Raw genomic sequence first — 19,808 nt, 5'->3', positions numbered from 1 at the left:
AAAACACCCAGAATACAAATTAGTATTCAGCAAATGTCTGAAAAAGAAACAAACCCAGAAGTAGTATCTACAGAAAACACAGTAGAAACTCAAACTACTGAAAAAGCAGCTCCTAAAGTATCAGAAGCGCAAGCAAACCCTGAAAAATTCCTAGCAGAATTCAACTGGCACAATTACGAAGAAGGAATTGAGCAAGTAGATGACAAAAAACTACAGGAATTTGAAAAGTTAGTATCAGAAAATTTCGTGGATACCCTTGATGATGAAGTTGTTGAAGGTGTAGTGATCCATATTACTGATCGTGATGCTATTATTGACATCAACGCAAAATCGGAAGGTGTAATTTCTCTTAACGAGTTCCGTTACAACCCGAATTTAAAAGTTGGCGACAAAGTAGAAGTATTAATTGATGTACGTGAAGATGCTAACGGACAGTTGGTGTTATCTCATCGTAAAGCTAGAGTAATCAAAGCTTGGGATCGTGTAAACAATGCGCATGACACTGGCGAAATCGTAAACGGTTTTGTTAAATGTCGTACAAAAGGTGGTATGATCGTTGACGTTTTTGGTATCGAAGCGTTCTTACCAGGATCACAAATTGATGTGAAACCTATTAGAGATTACGATCAGTACGTTAATAAAACAATGGAATTTAAAGTTGTGAAAATCAACCACGAATTCAAAAACATTGTGGTTTCTCATAAAGCGCTTATTGAAGCGGATATTGAAGAGCAGAAAAAAGAAATCATCAGCCAGTTAGAAAAAGGACAAGTATTAGAAGGTGTTGTTAAAAACATTACTTCTTACGGTGTCTTTATCGATCTTGGTGGTGTAGATGGATTGGTTCACATTACTGACCTTTCTTGGTCACGTATCAACCATCCAAACGAAATTGTTGAATTGGATCAAAAACTTAACGTTGTTATCCTTGATTTTGATGAAGATAAATCAAGAATCCAATTAGGTTTAAAACAATTGAGCAAACATCCTTGGGAAGCTTTAGGCGAAAACGTAAAAGTTGGAGACAAAGTAAAAGGAAAAGTTGTTGTTATTGCTGATTACGGTGCATTTATTGAAGTAGAAGAAGGTGTCGAAGGCTTAGTTCACGTAAGTGAAATGTCTTGGTCAACCCATTTACGTTCTGCTCAAGATTTCGTAAAAGTAGGTGATGAAATTGAAGCGGTTATTTTAACTCTTGATAGAGAAGACCGTAAAATGTCATTAGGTATCAAACAATTGACGCCAGATCCATGGACTGATATTACCAACAAATACCCAGTAGGTTCACGCCATACAGGTATTGTACGTAACTTCACTAACTTTGGTGTGTTTGTAGAATTGGAGGAAGGTATTGACGGATTGATTTATATCTCTGATCTATCTTGGACTAAGAAAATCAAGCATCCAAGTGAGTTCTGTAATGTAGGTGATACATTAGATGTTGTGGTATTGGAATTAGATGTTGACGGACGTAAATTAAGTTTAGGTCATAAACAAACTACTGACAATCCTTGGGACAAATACGAAACTGAATTTGCTCTAGGTACTACGCATACAGCAGAAATTTCTGAAATGGTAGATAAAGGTGCAACTGTTGAGTTTAACGAGGATATCGTTGCTTTCGTACCGGCACGTCATTTAGAAATGGAAGATGGTAAAAAATTGAAAAAAGGTGACACTGCTGAATTCAAAATTATTGAGTTCAATAAAGAATTCAAACGTGTTGTTGCTTCTCATACTGCTATCTTTAAAGAAGAAGAGATTGCTAACGTAAAAGCTGCTGTTGCAAAACAAGAAGCTACTCAAGCAGAAGCAAAACCAACACTTGGTGATGCTAATGATACTTTACAAGCTCTTAAAGACAGAATGGAAGGGAAAATATAATTGAATTCCTGCGCAGGCAGGAATCTATTATAATTCTCAACATAATAAAAGGAAAGCCTTCAACATCACGTTGAGGGCTTTTTTTATTTTAAAAGTCGGCATATCAATAATTTGGCTCAGTTCTGCCAATTCTGATAGAAGAACAATGCAATTAAACTTCAATTTCACAACAAACATCTCCACAACTAAACAAGTGAAAAACCATTGCACACTTGAATTTTTATCCTAAATTTGTAAACCAAATCCGTTTGGAAAACTATGAGCCAAAAAGTTCTACTTAACGCAAAAGAGGTAAACATCATTCTTCATCGATTGGCTTGTCAACTGATTGAAAAACACAACGACTTTTCTAATACCGTTCTTATTGGGATTCAGCCCCGTGGCAAATATTTGGCCAACAGGTTAACCCAAATTTTAAAGGACGACTATAGCATTAAAAACATTCAATTAGGACTCTTGGACATCACTTTTTTTAGGGATGATTTCCGTCGTGGAGAAAAACCTTTGGAAGCCAATACCACTGAAATTAATTTTATTGTCGAGGATAAAAACATTGTCTTTATTGATGATGTGCTTTATACAGGACGAAGTATTCGTGCGGCTTTAACAGCCATTCAATCTTTTGGAAGACCTAATGAAATTGAATTATTGACCTTAATCGACCGACGATTTAGCCGACATTTACCAATTCAGCCCAATTACCGAGGACGCCAGGTAGATGCCATCAATGAAGAAAAAGTGAAAGTGAACTGGGTTGAAAATGGAGGAGAAGATGCTGTTTATTTAGTTAACAATTGACCATGACGAGTGAAGAATTATTTCAAATAGATAAGAAAATCTCCGAAAATGGCGATGAAGTGATCGTGTCTTTTGGAGCTTTTGATGGTTTGGATGAAATTCATCGCGTAGATGCCATGATGTTTGATAATATTTCTGAAGACGTTGGCCGATATGATGGCCATGAAGTAAATATGGAGGATACGGATGGACGTCTTTTTGCCTATGGCAGAAATGCCGAAGAACTATTTAAGTTGATGCAACCAATTTTACTGCAATTTGACTTTTTACAAAAAGCGATGGTGTATTTGCGTTTCAATAATGAAGACGGTTCGCATAGTGAACTTGAGTTTAGATTAGAGGAAGTTGCGTAGGAAGTGGGCAGAGGAAAGAATATAGAAGATAGAAGATAGAATATAGAGGGTAGAATGTAGAGTAAACGAAATAGAAATTGCCTGCCCGTCCGTAGCTTTAGCGAAGGCTGGAAGTCGAAAATGAACTTGAAACCTTGAATTCTGAACCTTGAACTTTAATCGCGTTGAGTAAGAATAAAAAATAGAAATAATCAATAAATAACACCTACAATGAGCGAATTAAGTGTCAATCACTTATTGGGAATAAAATATCTGAATTCACAAGATATTCAACTGATTTTTGAAACTGCTGATCATTTTAAGGAAGTCATTAATAGGCCGATCAAAAAAGTACCTTCGCTTAGAGACATAACCATTGCCAACTTATTTTTTGAGAATTCCACACGTACAAAGTTGTCTTTCGAATTGGCTGAAAAACGACTTTCTGCAGATGTCATTAACTTTTCGGCATCACAGTCGTCCGTAACTAAAGGAGAAACCTTAATTGATACCGTAAACAATATCCTTTCCATGAAAGTAGATATGGTGGTCATGCGACATCCAAATCCTGGCGCTAGTGTGTTTCTGTCACAACACGTTAAGGCTAGTATTATCAATGCTGGAGATGGTGCCCATGAACACCCAACTCAGGCGCTTTTGGATAGTTATTCCATTAGAGAGCGTTTAGGGGAAGTACGTGGAAAAAAAGTAGTCATCGTTGGCGATATTTTGCATAGTCGCGTCGCGCTTTCCAATATATTCGCACTTCAGTTACAGGGCGCTCAAGTCATGGTTTGCGGACCAAAAACGCTATTGCCAAAATACATTGACAAACTCGGTGTGAAAGTAGAAACTGATCTAAAGAAAGCGTTACAATGGTGCGATGTGGCCAATATGCTTCGGGTGCAGAACGAACGTATGGACATGACCTATTTTCCATCTACAAGAGAATATACGCAGCAATATGGTGTGAATAAGGCCTTGCTTAATCAATTGGATAAAGAAATCATCATCATGCATCCAGGACCTATTAATCGTGGTGTGGAAATTACCAGTGATGTGGCAGATTCCAAACAAGCCATAATTTTGGACCAGGTTCAAAATGGCGTAGCGATTAGGATGGCGGTTATTTATTTATTAGCTTCCAAAATCAAACATTAAAACCAAGACTTATGATTTTTGATAAAGACAACAATACAACCCTTATCACACAAGAAAAAAGTACCATTATCGAATTGGTAAAGAAGCTTGAGGCAACTTATCCGAAATTTAAAAATGATAATGTCATCATTAATCTGTCGGTTTTAAATAAAGTGAACTTAGCTGACATCGTTGAATTTCTTGAAATTTCCAACAGACATCGTCATGCCAAACATTCTTTTGTAATTGTGACTGATCAAATCGATTTAGATGAAATGCCAGATGAAATTGCCGTGGTTCCAACGCTTAAGGAAGCTTACGACGTCATTGAAATGGAGGAGATGGAGCGCGATCTTGGTTTTTAAAATAAATTTATGAGTTGAGGAGTTTAGGGTTTAGATGTTTACGAATAAAATACAATTTATTCTCATCTATTTTTGTTCTAAACTTATAACGTCAAACTTCTAAACTTAAAAAATGAAACTTACAATTCTTGGTTGCTTCAGTGCAACACCTCGTAAAGAAGCCAATCCCACAGCTCAGGTTTTGGAAATAAACAACCATCTTTTTTTGATTGATTGTGGTGAAAATACGCAGGTAGAATTGCGCCGGAATCAGATCAAGTTCTCCCGCATTAAGCATATTTTTATTTCCCATTTACACGGCGATCATTATTTTGGGTTGGTCGGATTGATTTCAACCTTTGGATTGTTGACGCGAGAAACTGAATTGCATATCCACTGTCCGAAAGGTCTAAAGGAAGTCATAACCCTTCAAATGAAATTGGCCGATTCCTGGACCAATTACCCGCTTTATTTCCATGAATTAACAAGCAATAATTCCGAACTTATTTTTGAAGATGATAGAGTAGAAGTGTGGACCATTCCGCTAGATCATCGTATCTATACCAACGGATTTCTGTTTAAGGAAAAGGAAGGCGAACGTCATTTGCACATGCCGTCAGTCATCGAAGCCAATATAGATATGGCCTATTATAACAAATTAAAACAAGGCTATGATGTGCTTAATAATGAAGGCGTTCTTATCGATCATAAAAAAGTAACCTTACCGCCTCATCCGCCAAAAAGTTATGCGTTTTGCAGTGACACCGCTTATAAAGAGGATATTGTGCCGCTTATAAAAGACGTGGATGTCTTATATCATGAATCGACTTTCTTAGAAAAACATGTTAATTTGGCACTAAAAACAAAACATTCTACAGCGAAAGAAGCAGCGCTGATTGCCAAAAAAGCCAATGTAAAGACGCTTATTTTAGGTCATTTTTCAACACGTTATGATAATTTGAATGAATTCAAAATAGAAGCGGAAACGATTTTTAAACCCGTTAAATTAGCGAATGATGGCAAGCGTTTTAATTTTGACTAAACTCTTTAAGGTGTTTCACCCAACTAATTGCCTCGTCTAAATCATCACAACGCTTTAAACTGTTTTTTGTAAACTGCTTTTCAATAGAGGCATTGATATAACTAAAATCATTGTAAGCTACTGTGGCCGTGGCAATGATAAAGTCAAATTCTTTATGAAATTTGTGCCATAATTGCGGTTCAATCGAGTAAGATTGTACTCTATTGGAAATGTAGGCGATCTTTAAATTTTCGCCATAATAGTCAAAGGCTGCACCAATAACCTCTAAAATTTTATCCCAATCAAAATGAATACCTTCATCGAGTTCGGAGATTATAAAATTGTTACAGAGATAAAAATTTCCAAACGAAAATTCTATTTTTGAATGTCGTATGAGCTTAAAATATTTACTTTCTTCAAATCGCATTTTAGGGAAATAATGGTTAAATTTATAAGAATTTGACGACCAAAAAAATAAATATCGCCATTAAACATAAAATTATTTGTAATGAATACAGACTTAGGGAATTATAGAAAATCCTATGAAAAACAAGAATTACTGGAAGGGAATATCAGTGATAATCCTATGGAAGTTTTTCAAAAATGGTTTTATGAAGTTGATTCTAATTTTAATGAAGGTGAGACAAATGCCATGACTATTTCTACCGTTGGATTGGATGGTTTTCCTAAAAGTAGGGTAGTGCTCCTTAAGAAATATACCCACGAAGGTTTTATCTTTTACACAAATTACGATAGTGAAAAAGGAAAGGCTATTATCGCCAATCCTAAAGTATGTCTTTCTTTTTTTTGGCCTAAAGCCGAACGTCAAGTGATTATTAAAGGCACGGCAGAAAAAGTGTCGCCAAACATGAGTGATGGGTATTTTGAATCCCGACCTCGAGGAAGTCAATTAGGTGCCATAGTATCCCATCAAAGTGAAGTTGTTAAGAACAGAGAAGTTCTTGAAGACGAACTACATCAGTTGGAAACAGCCTATGAAGGCAAAGAAATTCCGCGACCTGAATATTGGGGAGGTTTTATTGTGAAACCTATTTCCATTGAGTTCTGGCAAGGACGTCCCAATCGATTGCATGACCGAATTAGATTTACTTTGAACGAAGATTTTGATTGGGTTATGGAACGACTTTCACCGTAATGTTAATTGTAATTCGACGATGAACAACATTTGTTGCTTCTTATGATTTTCTGAATTTTTAAAATTCAAGCTAGGTTCTAAGGTGATGTATTGAATATTATCAAGCTTTGTTCATGCCGCTTATCTGACTGTTTTTTTTAAACAGTTAGATAATTCTCTCAGATTTTACTCCATTGACAACATTATTTCCATTTAGAAATACCCCATAGTTCATTTTTCCAAACTCTTGTTTGTCGATGAATCGTATTCATTTAACGACGTAGGACATGGTTTTAGGTTTCTAAAGTGCATTTCATCGATGATTTACATATTAAACCGATAAAACGCGTGCTTTTCATCGATTTTAACATTTATTTAACATCTTTTTCAGGTTAGTCTTTTAATTTAGCTGAACCAAATCGAATAACCTACTTATGAAATCAAGAATCTACCTGCCAATGTTGGCCTTAATGGCTATGTTAATGTTTTCCTGTTCCCGGGATGAGTTGCAAGAAAACAAAATAGATGCAACTGCCTTAGAAAAGGCTCCACCAGCTAAATTGATCGAGATAGAGATTTTGGAGTTAATAAATAATTATAGAATTGAAATGGATTTGGCACCCTTGCATAACTTAAGCATTATTAAATCTGTAGCCTTTACACATACCGATTACATGGTTTCTCTCGATCAGGTAAACCATGATAATTTTTTTCAACGTAAAATTAGTTTAGTAGAAAATGCTGCAGCAACTAAAGTCTCGGAAAATGTGGCCTATGCCTACAGTTCCGCACAATCTGTGGTTAAAGCGTGGTTAAATAGTCCAAGTCATAAGGCAACAATAGAAGGGGATTTTACTGATTTTGATATTTCTGCAGAAATGAATTCACAAGGAAAATGGTATTTCACAAATATTTTTATAAAGCGTTAGCCTGAATTTGAGTTTAAATAAAGTGTTAGTTATTTTGAAAGAAGCCACTCGATTACGAGTGGTTTTTTTTTATTTAAAAATGAATTGTCCTTGATCATGTTGAATTGCTTCAAACCAAATTATGAGTGATTAAACTGATTATCATTTCATGCATAGCTATTGATATCCGTAAAGTAAATTGAGAATAGGACTTTATCCTATGTAACGTAGGTATATTTATACATTTGACTTAAAGGGCCCTCTGAATTCAATTGTTATTACCCAATTGAATCAATCTCCAAACGTGTTTAAAATTCAAACTTGAAAGCATTTCAGCGCCAATACGATTGGTGATGATTTACTTTTAAAAAAAGGGAATAGTTCACTCGCTGAACGTTCCAAAGCCTGTCATTCGATAAATTCAATTCAAAGGAATCAGATTCATAATTCAAACATTTTACACGCCAATTTTATCATTGGGAGTTCTTTTAGAAAAATTATTGCATAAAAAAAAGCAGACCGAATTGGTCTGCTTTTTTAATCTTATTTTATAGATAATTAATCTTTCAATATATAAAAGTAGGATCTTCTGTTCAACTGGTGCTCTTCTGCGGTACATTTAACGCCGTTTGAACATTTGTTGAGCAATTGGGTTTCGCCATAACCGATAGCGCTTTCAATGCGATCTTTGGCAATTCCTCTTGAAAGGATATAATCTCTTGTGGATTTTGCTCTTCTATCAGATAGTTTCAGGTTGTAACTGTCACTTCCTCTACTATCTGTATGTGATTCAATTTTGATGACCATTTCTGGGTGCTCTCTCATGACGTCTACAATATGTTCCAATTCATATTCTGCATCCGTTCTGATATTCCATTTGTCAAAATCGAAGAAAATAGGGTTGATGACAATTTGATTCGCGTCAATTAACGGTGTCAAGTAAAGATCGGCATTGTTAATTTTGCCATCTTCAAAATTAGTCGCTACTTCTTTTAAAGCATCTTTGTAATCTTTTTTGCTACCTAAAACCGTATAGGTCTTGTCACAATCTGCATTAAATTCAAACGCTCCAGTGTCTGATGTTGTCACTGTGGCAACGATCTTTCCAGATTTATTAATCAGCTTCACTTCAACATTAGCTAGAGGTTCGCTGTTTTTAATATTTCTGGCAATTCCTTGGATTAGCTGCTTGCAAGGTTCTGCATTAAACGCGTAAATATCATCATTTCCTTTTCCACCAGGTCGGTTAGAGGAGAGGTAGCCTGTTTTGCTCCCATCATTCATATAGAATGCAAAATCATCATAACTACTGTTATAAGGTGCCCCAAGATTTTGAGGTTCGGCATTTGCATCCAATAGGATATTAGTCTTATAAATATCCAATAAACCTAAATTCAAATACCCATCAGAAGAAAAGTAGAGCGTATTATCCTTAGCAACGAAAGGGAACATTTCACGTCCTTCAGTATTTACTTTTGGACCTAGATTTCTAGGTTCGCTATACTTTCCATTTTCTAAAATGTCAACTTCATAAATATCCGTTTGGCCAAAGCCGCCTTCACGATCGGATACAAAATATAATTTTTTGTTATCTGGACTTAAGGCTGGGTGACCATTGGAAAAGTATTTATCATTAAATGGAAGTTCAACAACGTTTGTCCATTTTTCATTATCTAAAGTAGCTTTATACAATTTTAGATGTGAAGTTCCCTTTCGATCATAATCCAATTTGTTTCTTCTGTCAACATTATCTCTCGTAAAATACATGGTTTGACCATCATTAGTGATCGCAACAGAGGCTTCATGATATGGTGTGTTAATTTTTGAAGAATTGATAAAATCAACATCGCTGTATTCTTTTTTCCCGTCATTATCTTTTACGATGACCTGATAAATATCTAAGAAAGGTTCATCGTTCCAGCCGTATCTCTTTTTCAATTTGACATCTCTGGCAGATGCGAAATAAAGTATGCCATTCGCCATGTAGCCACCAAAATCAGAAAACTCAGTATTGAAAGGCATGTTCTCAAGTTTCACAACCACATTTTCAGTAGATGCCAAGTCTTCATAAAGATCGAGATTGTTAGCGTCAAAATCTTTCACACGACTATCGCCTCCTTGAATATCTTTAAATTTCACCAACCATTTGTCAGCCTCCCTATAGTCTTCAATACTTCTTAAGCTCTGAATATATTTGAAAAGAACCTCAGGATTAATCTTGTTGTATTTGTGAACAGCTTTACCGTACCAAAATGCGGCTTCCTTTGATTTTGAGTTGTTATAGTAACAGTCACCCAAACGTGTGAGGACATGCTCACTACTATCTCCTTTTTTTACAGCTTCTTCATAAAGCTCAGTGGCTTTAACGTAAGAATAGTTATCAAAGAATTTATCTGCCAGCTTTTTTTGAGCAACCATGAATGTGCTACTAAGCGCAAAGAGAAATATAAATAATTTTGTTTTCATAGTCATAAGTTTTAGAAGTATCGAGGCGATTTAATACGTTTGTTCTTAAAGATTTCGAACATTAATAAAATTTCATGTGTCCCACTTGTGTAAGGTCTTAGGTCAGAAAAAGGATATTCGTAGGCATATCCGATTCTTAGCTGTTTTGACACTTGAAAATCAGCAATCCCTCCTAAAGCAGAAGTTCTTTCATCAATTCTGTAAGATCCACCAATCCAAAACACTTCATTAAACAGGAAGTTTGCCGTTAAATCCAAAGATAGTGGTGCACCGTTGGCAGCTTTTACTAAGAATGCCGGTTTAAATTTGGTTGATTCATTTAGGTCAAATACATAGCCTCCCGTGAAATAGTAGCTCAAACGTTCCAATGCTTCAAAATTGTCATCGCCGTTGTAATCGGTATTCAACATTCTTGGAGCAGATAGTCCCAAGTACCATCTGCTACTATGCCAATAGACACCGGCACCAATATTCGGTTTCCATCTGTTTTCATAGCCGTAGATAACAGGATCGTCAAACTCTGCTTCTCGGAAATCTGAATCCAAACTAAATCCGGTAAAACCAGCTTTCAATCCGAATGCCAATTTAGTGTTTTCTCCTGTTTGAATGCTATAAGAAAAGTCAGCATAAACATATTGGAAATTTTGATACCCAAGTTCGTCATTGATGAATGACAATCCTAAACCAATCTTTTCATTGCGCAGTGGTGCGTGTACAGATAGCGTTTGAGTAGTTGGCGCTCCTTCGAGTCCAACCCATTGGCTCCTGTGCAGTCCTACCACACTCAAGGTTTCTCTACTACCAGCATAAGCTGGATTTATGGAGATGGTGTTGTACATATACTGTGTAAACTGAGGTAGTTGTTGAGCAACGCCCACCCAGCTAGTGAACAGTATGAAAACGATGATATTAAACTTTACAAATTTCATAGGTTAAAATTTATTTGGTTGCAACGTAGATAGGTCCTGCGAAAGGTTTCAATCCACTGTTTTTTAGGTTAACGACGTAATAATATGTACCTGATGGTACGTAATTTGAACTTCCTACCGAAGCTTTAGATGCTGTTCCATTCCAATCATTTTGGTAATTCTTGGACTCATAGATCATAGCACCCCAACGGTTGAATATTTGAACTTCATAAGTAAAGCCACAGGTTTCTACTCCAGTTATCGTGAAGAAGTCATTCTTTCCATCAGCATGAGTTGTCACAGCTTTTGAAATGACCACATCCTCAGCACCACATGACAATGGCACACAGTCATCATTTAGGACAATGTTTACTAAGGTTTCAGTAGGGCAATTCTCATCAGCTACAGTGTATTTGAAAGTATAGGTTCTTAAATCCATTTTATAAGGATTAAAAGTACTTCCATCCAATGTTGCATTACCGGTTACCACGCTCCAAGTACCAACTTCCTTATCAACAGTTCCACTCAATAAGCTGAAGAGGTCAAAATCAAAATCATCATCATTACAAAGTTCTGTATTAATGGCAACGATTGGATTAACAATAATAACGTTGATAATTTGCGTGTGAATTGAGATGTTGTCACATAGGTCAGACACTGTCCAGGTTCTGGTAATAACATAATTTTTACTATTATCACCGGCCGTTGATGTTTCGGTAAATGCAACCTCAATATTGTTTGAGCATGCATCCTCAAATACCAATTCAGGAACCATAGGAATGTTATCACATGTTATGGTAATCTCCGCTTCGTATTCAGTTACTAGGTTAGGAGCATTAGTATCTTGAACGTTTATGGTTTGTGATGCTGTTGAAGTATTCCCACAAGCATCAGTAGCCGTCCAAGTTCTTGTTATTGAATAGTTGTTATCACATGCACCAGCAACAGTCACGTCTTCATAAGTCAATGCCACTTCGGAGTCACAAGTATCGGTCGCAGTAGCCGGTGCGAACGCATATGTAGATCCGCATTCCACTGTTGATTCTGCAGGTAATTCACCAAATACTGGAGCAGTTACATCTTGCACTTTTATAATCTGTATGCATTCCATTGTATTGATAACCGTGATTTCATCGTCTGCATATTCTGTAATCGTGTAAGTTCTTGTAACAGTCTGTGAACAGTCTCCGTTATCTGAACTATTTGATGCTGTGATTTTGATGATGCCACATGAAGAATCATCAATGCGTCCATTACCATTGCCTAGAGCTTCAAATTCTTTGATACTATAGGTGGTTTGATTTGGCAAATTACCATAACATTCAACGTTAAGATCAGCAAAAGTGGGGCAAGTAACTTCAAATACATTAAGTTTCACTGTTATTGTCGCTAACTGTGACTCATTAGCAAGAACATCTTTTATAAAATATTGAACAGATGCCTCCGTAAACGTTGCTACTGGTGAAAAGGTTACCACTCCGTTTGCATCTACACTAAAAGTTCCTTGATCGGCGATTACAACTGAAGTTGCTGGCGCCAAAGTTGCAGGATCAATTAATTGAACAGAAGCTATATCAAGAGCGTATGAGCCTTCGCCGTCATTAGTAAGCACATTTATAATAGTGTTCGTATCGACGGTACCACATGTGATATCGTCATTGGCGACAGGAAGCGTAATTTGATTTTGACATCTTGCACCGTCCCCAGGTTGTAATCCTACCATTGCGGAGCTATAGAATGCTGCGGCAACACCACCAGTTTCAGGAGAAGCAATTTTGTAAGTGTTACCTGAAGCGTTATTGGCAATAAATAAATTCCCCATGCTATCCATAAAGGCCGTTCCGAAAGATGAAGTAGTTTCAGCTTCCAATCCGGTAATTATACCCAAATCGGTAACACTGTTGGCTGCAACATTATATCTTAACAATTTTGGTGTTGAAGAACTTGTTACCATATAAATGTTATTATCCAAAACGTTATAAGCTAAATCATTTACGGATGAACTATAATTTACTAAGTTGATGGCAACTAAATAATTTGGATTAGCAGGATTAAGATTTATGGAAACAAATTTAGAACCATTATATAAATAGAGAACACCGTTGTGATCAATATCTCCTGAGCTATAGTATCCTGGGGTAAATGAGCCCGTAATATCCAAATATTCAATGTCTCCAGCATTATCGATTTTCGCGATTTTATTAGTCCTTTGAAGAAGTCCATATAGATAATTGTCTAAAATATTATAACCAATCGCATTAATAAAACGATGTGGAGAACTGGTGTCTTCTACTAACGGATACTTTACTAAATTTTGAACGTTGGTTGCTAAATTAAGAGTGTAAAGTCCAGTGACATAATTATTTTGGTCAGTACCAGTATTAGTTAATATAAAAGCCAATCCGTCGTCACAGTTAAATGGCAACGCTAAACAATCAAAAGGTGCATATCCAGATAGTACGACACTGTTACAACCATTAACATCAGTGATTTCTACATTATAAGTGGCGAGTGAAGCAGCAATCGGACTGGAAACCCAAGTAAATGTTTTGTTTCCATTATCGGTAAATACTCCCGGTGCGCCATTACCATTAGCTTTCAAAGGTGCATTACCATTGAAGATGGCTTTAATGATATATGAAGTTTTATTATCAGTACAAGTGAGTTCTTCTGAACCAACCAGAGAAACACCTCCAGATATTTCAACCGTAACTGCTAATCTCTCGAGACTTTCACAACCTGAACTTGTCGTTTGTGCTGCATAATAAGTCTTTTCTTCAAGTACTGTTGATGAAGGAAGGGCTGTTGTGCTCGTTGCGCTAGCATACCATTTGATAGAAGAGCCCGTTGCTTTCAAAGCAGTAATGGTTAAGGCCTCTGTTGTACAAAATGATTGAATACTGGCACCTGTTGGAGCAGAGGTTGTGTTTAGTGTAACCGTTATTGACGCCTGGTTCGACACCAAACCAACAGTATCTGAAACAGTATAATTTATTGTAGCCTCCGTAAAAGCAACCAGTGGCGTAAAGGTCATAATTCCTTTATTATCAACACTAAATGTCCCTTGTCCTGCAACTGTAACGGTTGTTGCGGCTACATTTGTGATAGGATCAATAAGTTGAACAGAAGCCAAATCTATGGGATAAGTTCCTGATCCATCATTTTGAATCAAATCAATGCTGATTGTTTCATTTTTTATCAAACATGCTTGATCCTTTACGGCATTTGGAGAGATTGATTTATATGGGCAACGGGCACCGTCTCCAGGAGAACCAGTTAAAGAGTTAAAAGGAATTGCGACAAGACCTCCCGAATGAGGTGACGCAATTTTATAAATATTACCAGAAACATTATTAGAAATGTACATATTGCCCACACTGTCCATAAATGCTGTTCCAAATGAATTGGTGCTTTCAGCTGACAATCCAGCTACATTTCCAATTGAAGTCACTGTATTAGTTGCTATATTGAAACGCAAGAGTGTACGACTACTATCACTAGTTATCATATAAATATTGTCATCGATTGGACTGAATGCGATATCATGGAACGTCTTAGAATACCTCAATAAAGTCTTTGCTTCTAAATAATCCGGAGCAGATGGGTTTAAGTTTATAGAAACAAATCTGCCTTGTCCATAAATATAAAGAACACCATTTTTATCGACATCACCTGAACTATAATCTCCAACTCCAAAATCACCGGTAATAGTTAAAAATTCCATTGCACCTGTGGCATCGATTTTAACTGCCGTGTTGGTGCCCTGAAGAATACCATAAATGTAGTTGTCCACAACATTATATCCAATCGCATTGACAAACTGAGAAGACGTTTTGCTGTCTACCAATGGATATTTTATAAGTGTTTGTGTTTTTGTTCCTAAGTTGTATGAGTGTAACCCACTAACATTTCCATTTGGAGAAGTTGTATTAGTAATGATGTAGACTAAACCACTTTCACAATTGAATGGGTCTACCATTGGCCTAGACTTAGGAGTTGACCTATGTTTGGCAGTACTATACTCATTTATTACCGCATCATTGATGTGTAAATAATTTTCAGTATTAACCCTAACACCTTGCTTGGATTGGGTTGCAGGCTTCGATGTGTTCTGTCCTGTGACATCAAACACACTTGCGAATAGCATAAAAAATAATACTAAATTTAATTTTAGTAGCATTGGAGTAAAGATTATCTTCATAGCGTTACGATTGGAGTTTAAATCTTAATAGGTCAACTAAATTAATAGATGACAAAAAACAATTTATTAATATGAAATTTATTTGAGGGAAGGCACTATAAACTAATGCATGTTGGATTAAAAAATTATTTTGATTTAGGGTCATATAATAAATAGGTTGAGACAAATAAAGAGCGATAAAAGCTTCCAATCAAATAAAAATGGCAAATCACATATATAATCGTTAAAAGGCTCTGTCAGTAATGTTTATCGACTAATTCGACCTTTTGAACGAAGGCAAGGATTGAAAAAAAGCGAGGAAAGATTCTCGATCGGTTATTTTTTATCATAAATTAGAGGTATAGAAGGTTAATAGTCAGCGGTTTTAAGACGCAAGTTTAAACTATTATTCTTACATACCCAACACTTTGTCGATAAAATAAGCTTTTAATCGAAGTAAATATGAAAACAATCGTAATGATAAGACATGCAAAATCCTCTTGGGATGATGATGTCAGTGACTTAAATCGCCCATTGAGTCTGAGAGGTTTTTCGGATGCAAATTTAATTTCTAAGGAGTTTAAAGCCTATGATTTTCATCCTGATGCCATCTATTCCAGTCCGGCAATCAGAGCAGCTACAACTTGCAAGGTTTTTATGGAGAATTTAAATCTACCAAAAAGCTTATTGCTTATTGAACAAGAACTCTATGATTTTGGTGGCAATCAGGTGCGTCGGTTCATAAAATCATTGGATGATGACTTGAACAAAATTATGATCTTCGGACATAATCATGCCTTTACATCCTTGGCCAATAGTTTTGGAGATACGTATATTGATAACCTCCCTACGTCAGGTCTTGTCATGATCGACTTTGACGTCAATCATTGGAAAGAGGTAAATGTAGGAAAGACCAAAATGATCCTGACGTCTAAAGATTTTAAATAATATTAGTTTTTTCATTGTGTCAATTTGTACTAAAAAAGAGCATCTTTTAAGTTAACAAACTGCTATATCTTCTATCGTGCCTTTATTTTAAATTATAAATAGAATATATTTGTCAGAGATATAATTCAGCCCCGCTTAATGGTTACAGATATAAATTCCAATACATACATCAATAGGGAGTTAAGCTGGTTACAGTTTAATGAACGAGTTTTGCAAGAAGCTGAAGACGAAACCGTTCCTCTCATAGAGCGTCTTCGTTTTTTGGGTATTTTCTCAAATAATTTAGATGAGTTTTTTAAGGTAAGATATGCCACTGTTAAACGCATTGATCAAGCCGGAAAAACTGGCAAAAGTGAATTGGGTGGAATTTCAGCAAGTGAATTGTTGGAAATTATCACGCTAATTGTCATTAAGCAGCAAAGTGATAGTCTTGAGATTTTAGCGGCCATACAAAAACGATTGGAAGATGAAAATATTCATATGGTCAACGAAACTCAAATTGATGACATCCACCATCGTTTTATTAAAAACTATTTCATCCAGTACGTAAGTCCAGCATTGGTTACCATCATTTTGAGCGATCTGGTAAAACTACCTACCTTAAAAGATCATGCGGCCTATTTGGCGGTGAAAATGGTATTCACTAATCAAAAAAAACAGTTCGCACTTATTGAGATTCCTAAAACAATGGATCGGTTTGTCGTGCTGCCAAAAAAAGGCAAGGACAATTATATCATCATGTTGGACGATTTATTGCGTTATTGTCTAAATGATATTTTCAACATATTTGAGTACGAATCTATCTCAGCACACATGATCAAAATTACACGTGATGGCGAACTGGATTTTGAGAGCGATTTGAGTAAAAGCTTTATCGAGAAAATTTCTGACAGTGTGAAACATCGTCAAATTGGAGAACCTGTACGATTTGTGTATGACAAAACGATAGATGAAGAAACCTTGTTATTACTCATGAATATGATGGGCATCGACTCCAAGGATAGCGTTATTCCTGGAGGGCGTTATCATAACCGACGTGATTATATGGATTTTCCAAGTTTGGGGCGAACCGATTTATTGTATGAAAAGATAAAACCTTTACCGGTAAAAGGATTGAGTTTAGAAACAAGTATCTTTAATAATATCGCCAAAAAGGATTATTTACTGCATACACCTTATCACACTTTTTCCTACGTGGTCAAGTTTTTAAGGGAAGCCGCCTTGGACCCGAAGGTAAAAACTATTAAGATCACAATTTATCGACTGGCGCAAATTTCGCATGTAGCCAGCTCGTTGATCAATGCTGCTAAAAACGGCAAAAAAGTAACGGTTTCCATTGAGTTGCAAGCGCGATTTGATGAGCAAGCCAATATTGATTATGCCGAACAAATGGAATCGGACGGTGTGAATCTTCTTTTTGGTGTGAAAGGCCTTAAGGTGCACAGCAAGATGTGTGTTATTGAACGCGAAGAAAACAATAAAATAAAACACTATGGATTTATAAGTACCGGCAACTTCAACGAATCCACAGCCACGCTGTATACCGATTATACCTTATTCACCTCCGATCCACGGATTTTGAAAGATGTGGTTAAAGTTTTCGACTTTTTTGAAACCAATTATAAAATCTTCAGGTATAAACATATTATTGTATCGCCTCATTATACCAAAACAAAATTGTATAAACTCATTGACAATGAAATTCTCAATGTCCAAAGTGGAAAACCAGCATTTATTAAACTGAAACTCAATAGTGTTTCTAGTTATATGATGATTGATAAGCTTTATGAGGCCAGTAGAGCAGGCGTGAAAATTCAGATGATCGTTAGAGGTATCTGTTGCTTGGTGCCTGGAATAAAAGGAATGAGCGAAAATATTGAGGTCATCAGCATTATCGATAAGTTTTTGGAGCATACCAGATTGTTGGTGTTTTGCAATAATAATGATCCCAAAGTTTTTATTTCTTCAGCAGATTGGATGTCAAGAAATATAGAAAATAGGGTAGAAGTGACCTGTCCTATCTATGATAAAGATATCAAAAATGAACTTTTGGATGTTTTTGAGATTTCCTGGAATGACAATGTTAAAGCACGTTTATTGTGTGGTAACCATGAAAATAAATACAAACACAATAATTTGCCAAAAGTCAGATCGCAATTTGCTATGTACGATTATTATGCTAATAAACTGCAAAACTAAACTATGCTAACAATTAAAAAATACGCGGCAATTGACATTGGATCTAACGCGATACGCTTGCTTATTTCTAATATCATTGAACAAAAAGGAAAGCCCACCCTTTTTAAAAAGAGTGCATTGGTTCGTGTGCCCATTCGTTTGGGAGCAGATGTGTTTTTAAACCAAAAAATTTCTATAGAAAATGAAATGCGCATGATTGATACCATGAACGCGTTCAGGTTACTCATGAAATCGCATAAGGTAGTTGTTTATAAAGCCTGTGCAACATCTGCAATGCGCGAAGCGGAAAACGGACAGGAAATTGTAAAACTCATCAAAAAACAAACGAAAATAAAGATTGACATCATTGATGGCGAAGAAGAAGCGGCAATTATTGCGGCTACTGATTTGAACAGCTTTATCGATAGAGGTAAAACTTATTTATATGTGGACGTAGGTGGTGGAAGCAGTGAATTTTCTGTGATTCATCAAGGAACAACCATAGCTTCAAAATCCATTAAGATTGGTACTGTAAGATTGTTGAATGATATGGTTCAAAAAGAAACTTGGTTAGAGTTGCAAACGTGGATCAAGCAAAACACCAAAGATTTTGAGAAAATTGACTTGTTAGGCTCTGGTGGAAACATCAATAAAATTTTTAAAATTTCCGGAAAAGCCATGGGAAAACCTTTAACGTATTTCTATTTGACCTCCTATTACAATATGTTACAATCGTACAGTTATGAAGAACGAATTACAGAATTGGATTTAAATCAAGATAGGGCGGACGTTATTATTCCAGCAACCAGAATTTATCTTTCAGCCATGAAATGGAGTAATGCCAAGTACATTTATGTTCCTAAAATTGGACTATCTGATGGGATTGTTAAAAGTGTTTATTTTGGTACGGTTTCAAGTGTAAGCTTGGTATAAACTAGCCGTTTATCTTCTTTATACTGTTACATACCTAATATATCTTTGAAATGATTAATTTCAATATATATTCACAACCTCAAATAAGAAACTATGAAAAAAATATTTACTCTTTTACTTTTTGCAGGTATTACCACCTTTTCATTTTCTCAAGACACTAAGTACGGCGTGCACTTTGCGGCCAACGTTTCCAACATGGATTATGATGTCGATGGGATTGTCGCCAATCCGCATAGACTCGGATTTGTATTTGGTGCCTTTGTAGATTTTGGCCTGACCGAAACCTTAGCGGTAATGACTGAATTGCAATATTCTCCTGAAGGAGCAAATTTACAGTATTATAAAACGGATTATCTCAACTTACCAGTCATCTTGAATTACAATATTTTCGGTGGATTTAAAGTTGGTGTTGGCCCGCAGGTAGGATTAAAAATTCATAAGAAAGATGACGGATTTAAGAATTTCGCATTCTCAGGTGTTGGATTTGCCGAATATATGATTACCGACGAGATTGGAATCGATTTCCGTTATTTATATGGAATTTCAAATGTGTTTGACGAGGATTTAAATATTAAAGCCAAACAAGGTGTCATGCAATTTGGTTTTACATACAGGCTGTAATAGCGTTGAAAA

The 19,808-nt window shown here is 36.0% G+C and carries 16 protein-coding genes; 12 read left to right on the top strand and 4 right to left on the bottom strand.

All coding sequences use genetic code 11. The features are described from left to right. The first annotated feature begins 33 nt into the window (after positions 1-33). The 6 genes from rpsA (at position 34) to ACOH2D_RS00880 (ending at position 5,540) form a co-directional block, all read left to right on the top strand. Positions 34-1,884: a 30S ribosomal protein S1 gene (rpsA, locus tag ACOH2D_RS00905; protein WP_348035882.1), complete on the top strand. Its 1,851-nt coding sequence runs from the start codon at positions 34-36 to the stop codon at positions 1,882-1,884. Positions 1,885-2,142: 258 nt separating this feature from the next. Further along, positions 2,143-2,682, top strand: coding sequence for a bifunctional pyr operon transcriptional regulator/uracil phosphoribosyltransferase PyrR (gene pyrR, locus ACOH2D_RS00900; protein WP_348035883.1), 540 nt, complete (start codon positions 2,143-2,145; stop codon positions 2,680-2,682). 2 nt (positions 2,683-2,684) lie between these two features. Beyond that, a complete protein-coding gene (locus ACOH2D_RS00895; protein WP_348035884.1) occupies positions 2,685-3,035 on the top strand; it encodes a hypothetical protein in 351 nt (116 codons plus the stop codon). A gap of 210 nt (positions 3,036-3,245) precedes the next feature. Continuing rightward, on the top strand, positions 3,246-4,175 hold the full coding sequence (locus ACOH2D_RS00890) for an aspartate carbamoyltransferase catalytic subunit (protein ID WP_348035885.1): 930 nt from the start codon (positions 3,246-3,248) through the stop codon (positions 4,173-4,175). Positions 4,176-4,186: 11 nt separating this feature from the next. Then, a complete protein-coding gene (locus ACOH2D_RS00885; RefSeq protein ID WP_348035886.1) occupies positions 4,187-4,519 on the top strand; it encodes a ribonuclease Z in 333 nt (110 codons plus the stop codon). A 112-nt stretch (positions 4,520-4,631) separates the two neighbouring features. After that, on the top strand, positions 4,632-5,540 hold the full coding sequence (locus ACOH2D_RS00880) for a ribonuclease Z (RefSeq protein WP_348035887.1): 909 nt from the start codon (positions 4,632-4,634) through the stop codon (positions 5,538-5,540). Here ACOH2D_RS00880 and ACOH2D_RS00875 read toward each other — a convergent pair. Continuing rightward, the gene (locus ACOH2D_RS00875) at positions 5,527-5,946 is read right to left on the bottom strand and encodes a hypothetical protein (protein ID WP_348035888.1); all 420 of its coding nucleotides are present in this window, start codon (positions 5,944-5,946) and stop codon (positions 5,527-5,529) included. The genes ACOH2D_RS00880 and ACOH2D_RS00875 overlap by 14 nt on opposite strands. 81 nt (positions 5,947-6,027) lie before the next feature. On the opposite strand from ACOH2D_RS00875, the gene pdxH reads away from it, so the two are divergent. Then, on the top strand, positions 6,028-6,675 hold the full coding sequence (pdxH, locus tag ACOH2D_RS00870; protein ID WP_449534108.1) for a pyridoxamine 5'-phosphate oxidase: 648 nt from the start codon (positions 6,028-6,030) through the stop codon (positions 6,673-6,675). 413 nt (positions 6,676-7,088) lie between these two features. Further along, positions 7,089-7,583 carry a CAP domain-containing protein gene (locus tag ACOH2D_RS00865; RefSeq protein WP_449534107.1) on the top strand — a complete coding sequence of 165 codons (495 nt, stop codon included), beginning with the start codon at positions 7,089-7,091 and terminating at the stop codon, positions 7,581-7,583. A 537-nt stretch (positions 7,584-8,120) separates the two neighbouring features. Here the strand turns inward: ACOH2D_RS00865 and ACOH2D_RS00860 are convergent. Genes ACOH2D_RS00860 through ACOH2D_RS00850 form a run of 3 tightly spaced genes read right to left on the bottom strand, consistent with a single transcriptional unit; the run spans position 8,121 to position 15,116 of the window. Next, positions 8,121-10,028 (bottom strand): OmpA family protein, encoded by a 1,908-nt coding sequence (locus tag ACOH2D_RS00860; protein ID WP_449534106.1) that lies wholly within the window; start codon positions 10,026-10,028, stop codon positions 8,121-8,123. 11 nt (positions 10,029-10,039) lie between these two features. Next, positions 10,040-10,957 (bottom strand): PorP/SprF family type IX secretion system membrane protein, encoded by a 918-nt coding sequence (locus ACOH2D_RS00855; protein ID WP_348035894.1) that lies wholly within the window; start codon positions 10,955-10,957, stop codon positions 10,040-10,042. Positions 10,958-10,967: 10 nt separating this feature from the next. Then, positions 10,968-15,116 carry a DUF6923 family protein gene (locus ACOH2D_RS00850; protein WP_449534105.1) on the bottom strand — a complete coding sequence of 1,383 codons (4,149 nt, stop codon included), beginning with the start codon at positions 15,114-15,116 and terminating at the stop codon, positions 10,968-10,970. A gap of 462 nt (positions 15,117-15,578) precedes the next feature. Between ACOH2D_RS00850 and ACOH2D_RS00845 the strand changes: the two genes are divergently transcribed. From ACOH2D_RS00845 to ACOH2D_RS00830, 4 genes are all read left to right on the top strand, one after another. Further along, a complete protein-coding gene (locus tag ACOH2D_RS00845; RefSeq protein WP_348035896.1) occupies positions 15,579-16,064 on the top strand; it encodes a SixA phosphatase family protein in 486 nt (161 codons plus the stop codon). Positions 16,065-16,202: 138 nt separating this feature from the next. Beyond that, entirely contained in the window at positions 16,203-18,263 is a 2,061-nt protein-coding gene (ppk1, locus tag ACOH2D_RS00840; protein ID WP_348035897.1) for a polyphosphate kinase 1, read from the top strand. 3 nt (positions 18,264-18,266) lie between these two features. Further along, positions 18,267-19,175, top strand: a complete 909-nt coding sequence (locus ACOH2D_RS00835) for a Ppx/GppA phosphatase family protein (protein ID WP_348035898.1) — start codon at positions 18,267-18,269, stop codon at positions 19,173-19,175. A 93-nt stretch (positions 19,176-19,268) separates the two neighbouring features. Next, on the top strand, positions 19,269-19,796 hold the full coding sequence (locus ACOH2D_RS00830) for an outer membrane beta-barrel protein (RefSeq protein WP_348035899.1): 528 nt from the start codon (positions 19,269-19,271) through the stop codon (positions 19,794-19,796). Positions 19,797-19,808: the final 12 nt, after the last annotated feature.

The organism is Gelidibacter sp., from assembly GCF_053579655.1.
Note: the sequence above shows the minus strand (reverse complement) of the source record. Positions and strands in the feature narration are given on the sequence as shown.

What these genes read in the sequence shown, in the direction of transcription:
- ACOH2D_RS00880 (WP_348035887.1), top strand. Translation starts at nt 4,632, where the DNA reads ATGAAACTTACAATTCTTGGTTGCTTCAGTGCAACACCTCGTAAAGAA.
- ACOH2D_RS00845 (WP_348035896.1), top strand. Translation starts at nt 15,579, where the DNA reads ATGAAAACAATCGTAATGATAAGACATGCAAAATCCTCTTGGGATGAT.
- ACOH2D_RS00865 (WP_449534107.1), top strand. Translation starts at nt 7,089, where the DNA reads ATGAAATCAAGAATCTACCTGCCAATGTTGGCCTTAATGGCTATGTTA.
- ACOH2D_RS00875 (WP_348035888.1), bottom strand. Translation starts at nt 5,946, where the DNA reads ATGCGATTTGAAGAAAGTAAATATTTTAAGCTCATACGACATTCAAAA.
- pyrR (WP_348035883.1), top strand. Translation starts at nt 2,143, where the DNA reads ATGAGCCAAAAAGTTCTACTTAACGCAAAAGAGGTAAACATCATTCTT.
- ACOH2D_RS00860 (WP_449534106.1), bottom strand. Translation starts at nt 10,028, where the DNA reads ATGAAAACAAAATTATTTATATTTCTCTTTGCGCTTAGTAGCACATTC.
- ACOH2D_RS00890 (WP_348035885.1), top strand. Translation starts at nt 3,246, where the DNA reads ATGAGCGAATTAAGTGTCAATCACTTATTGGGAATAAAATATCTGAAT.
- ppk1 (WP_348035897.1), top strand. Translation starts at nt 16,203, where the DNA reads ATGGTTACAGATATAAATTCCAATACATACATCAATAGGGAGTTAAGC.
- pdxH (WP_449534108.1), top strand. Translation starts at nt 6,028, where the DNA reads ATGAATACAGACTTAGGGAATTATAGAAAATCCTATGAAAAACAAGAA.
- ACOH2D_RS00885 (WP_348035886.1), top strand. Translation starts at nt 4,187, where the DNA reads ATGATTTTTGATAAAGACAACAATACAACCCTTATCACACAAGAAAAA.
- ACOH2D_RS00835 (WP_348035898.1), top strand. Translation starts at nt 18,267, where the DNA reads ATGCTAACAATTAAAAAATACGCGGCAATTGACATTGGATCTAACGCG.
- rpsA (WP_348035882.1), top strand. Translation starts at nt 34, where the DNA reads ATGTCTGAAAAAGAAACAAACCCAGAAGTAGTATCTACAGAAAACACA.
- ACOH2D_RS00830 (WP_348035899.1), top strand. Translation starts at nt 19,269, where the DNA reads ATGAAAAAAATATTTACTCTTTTACTTTTTGCAGGTATTACCACCTTT.
- ACOH2D_RS00850 (WP_449534105.1), bottom strand. Translation starts at nt 15,116, where the DNA reads ATGCTACTAAAATTAAATTTAGTATTATTTTTTATGCTATTCGCAAGT.
- ACOH2D_RS00855 (WP_348035894.1), bottom strand. Translation starts at nt 10,957, where the DNA reads ATGAAATTTGTAAAGTTTAATATCATCGTTTTCATACTGTTCACTAGC.
- ACOH2D_RS00895 (WP_348035884.1), top strand. Translation starts at nt 2,685, where the DNA reads ATGACGAGTGAAGAATTATTTCAAATAGATAAGAAAATCTCCGAAAAT.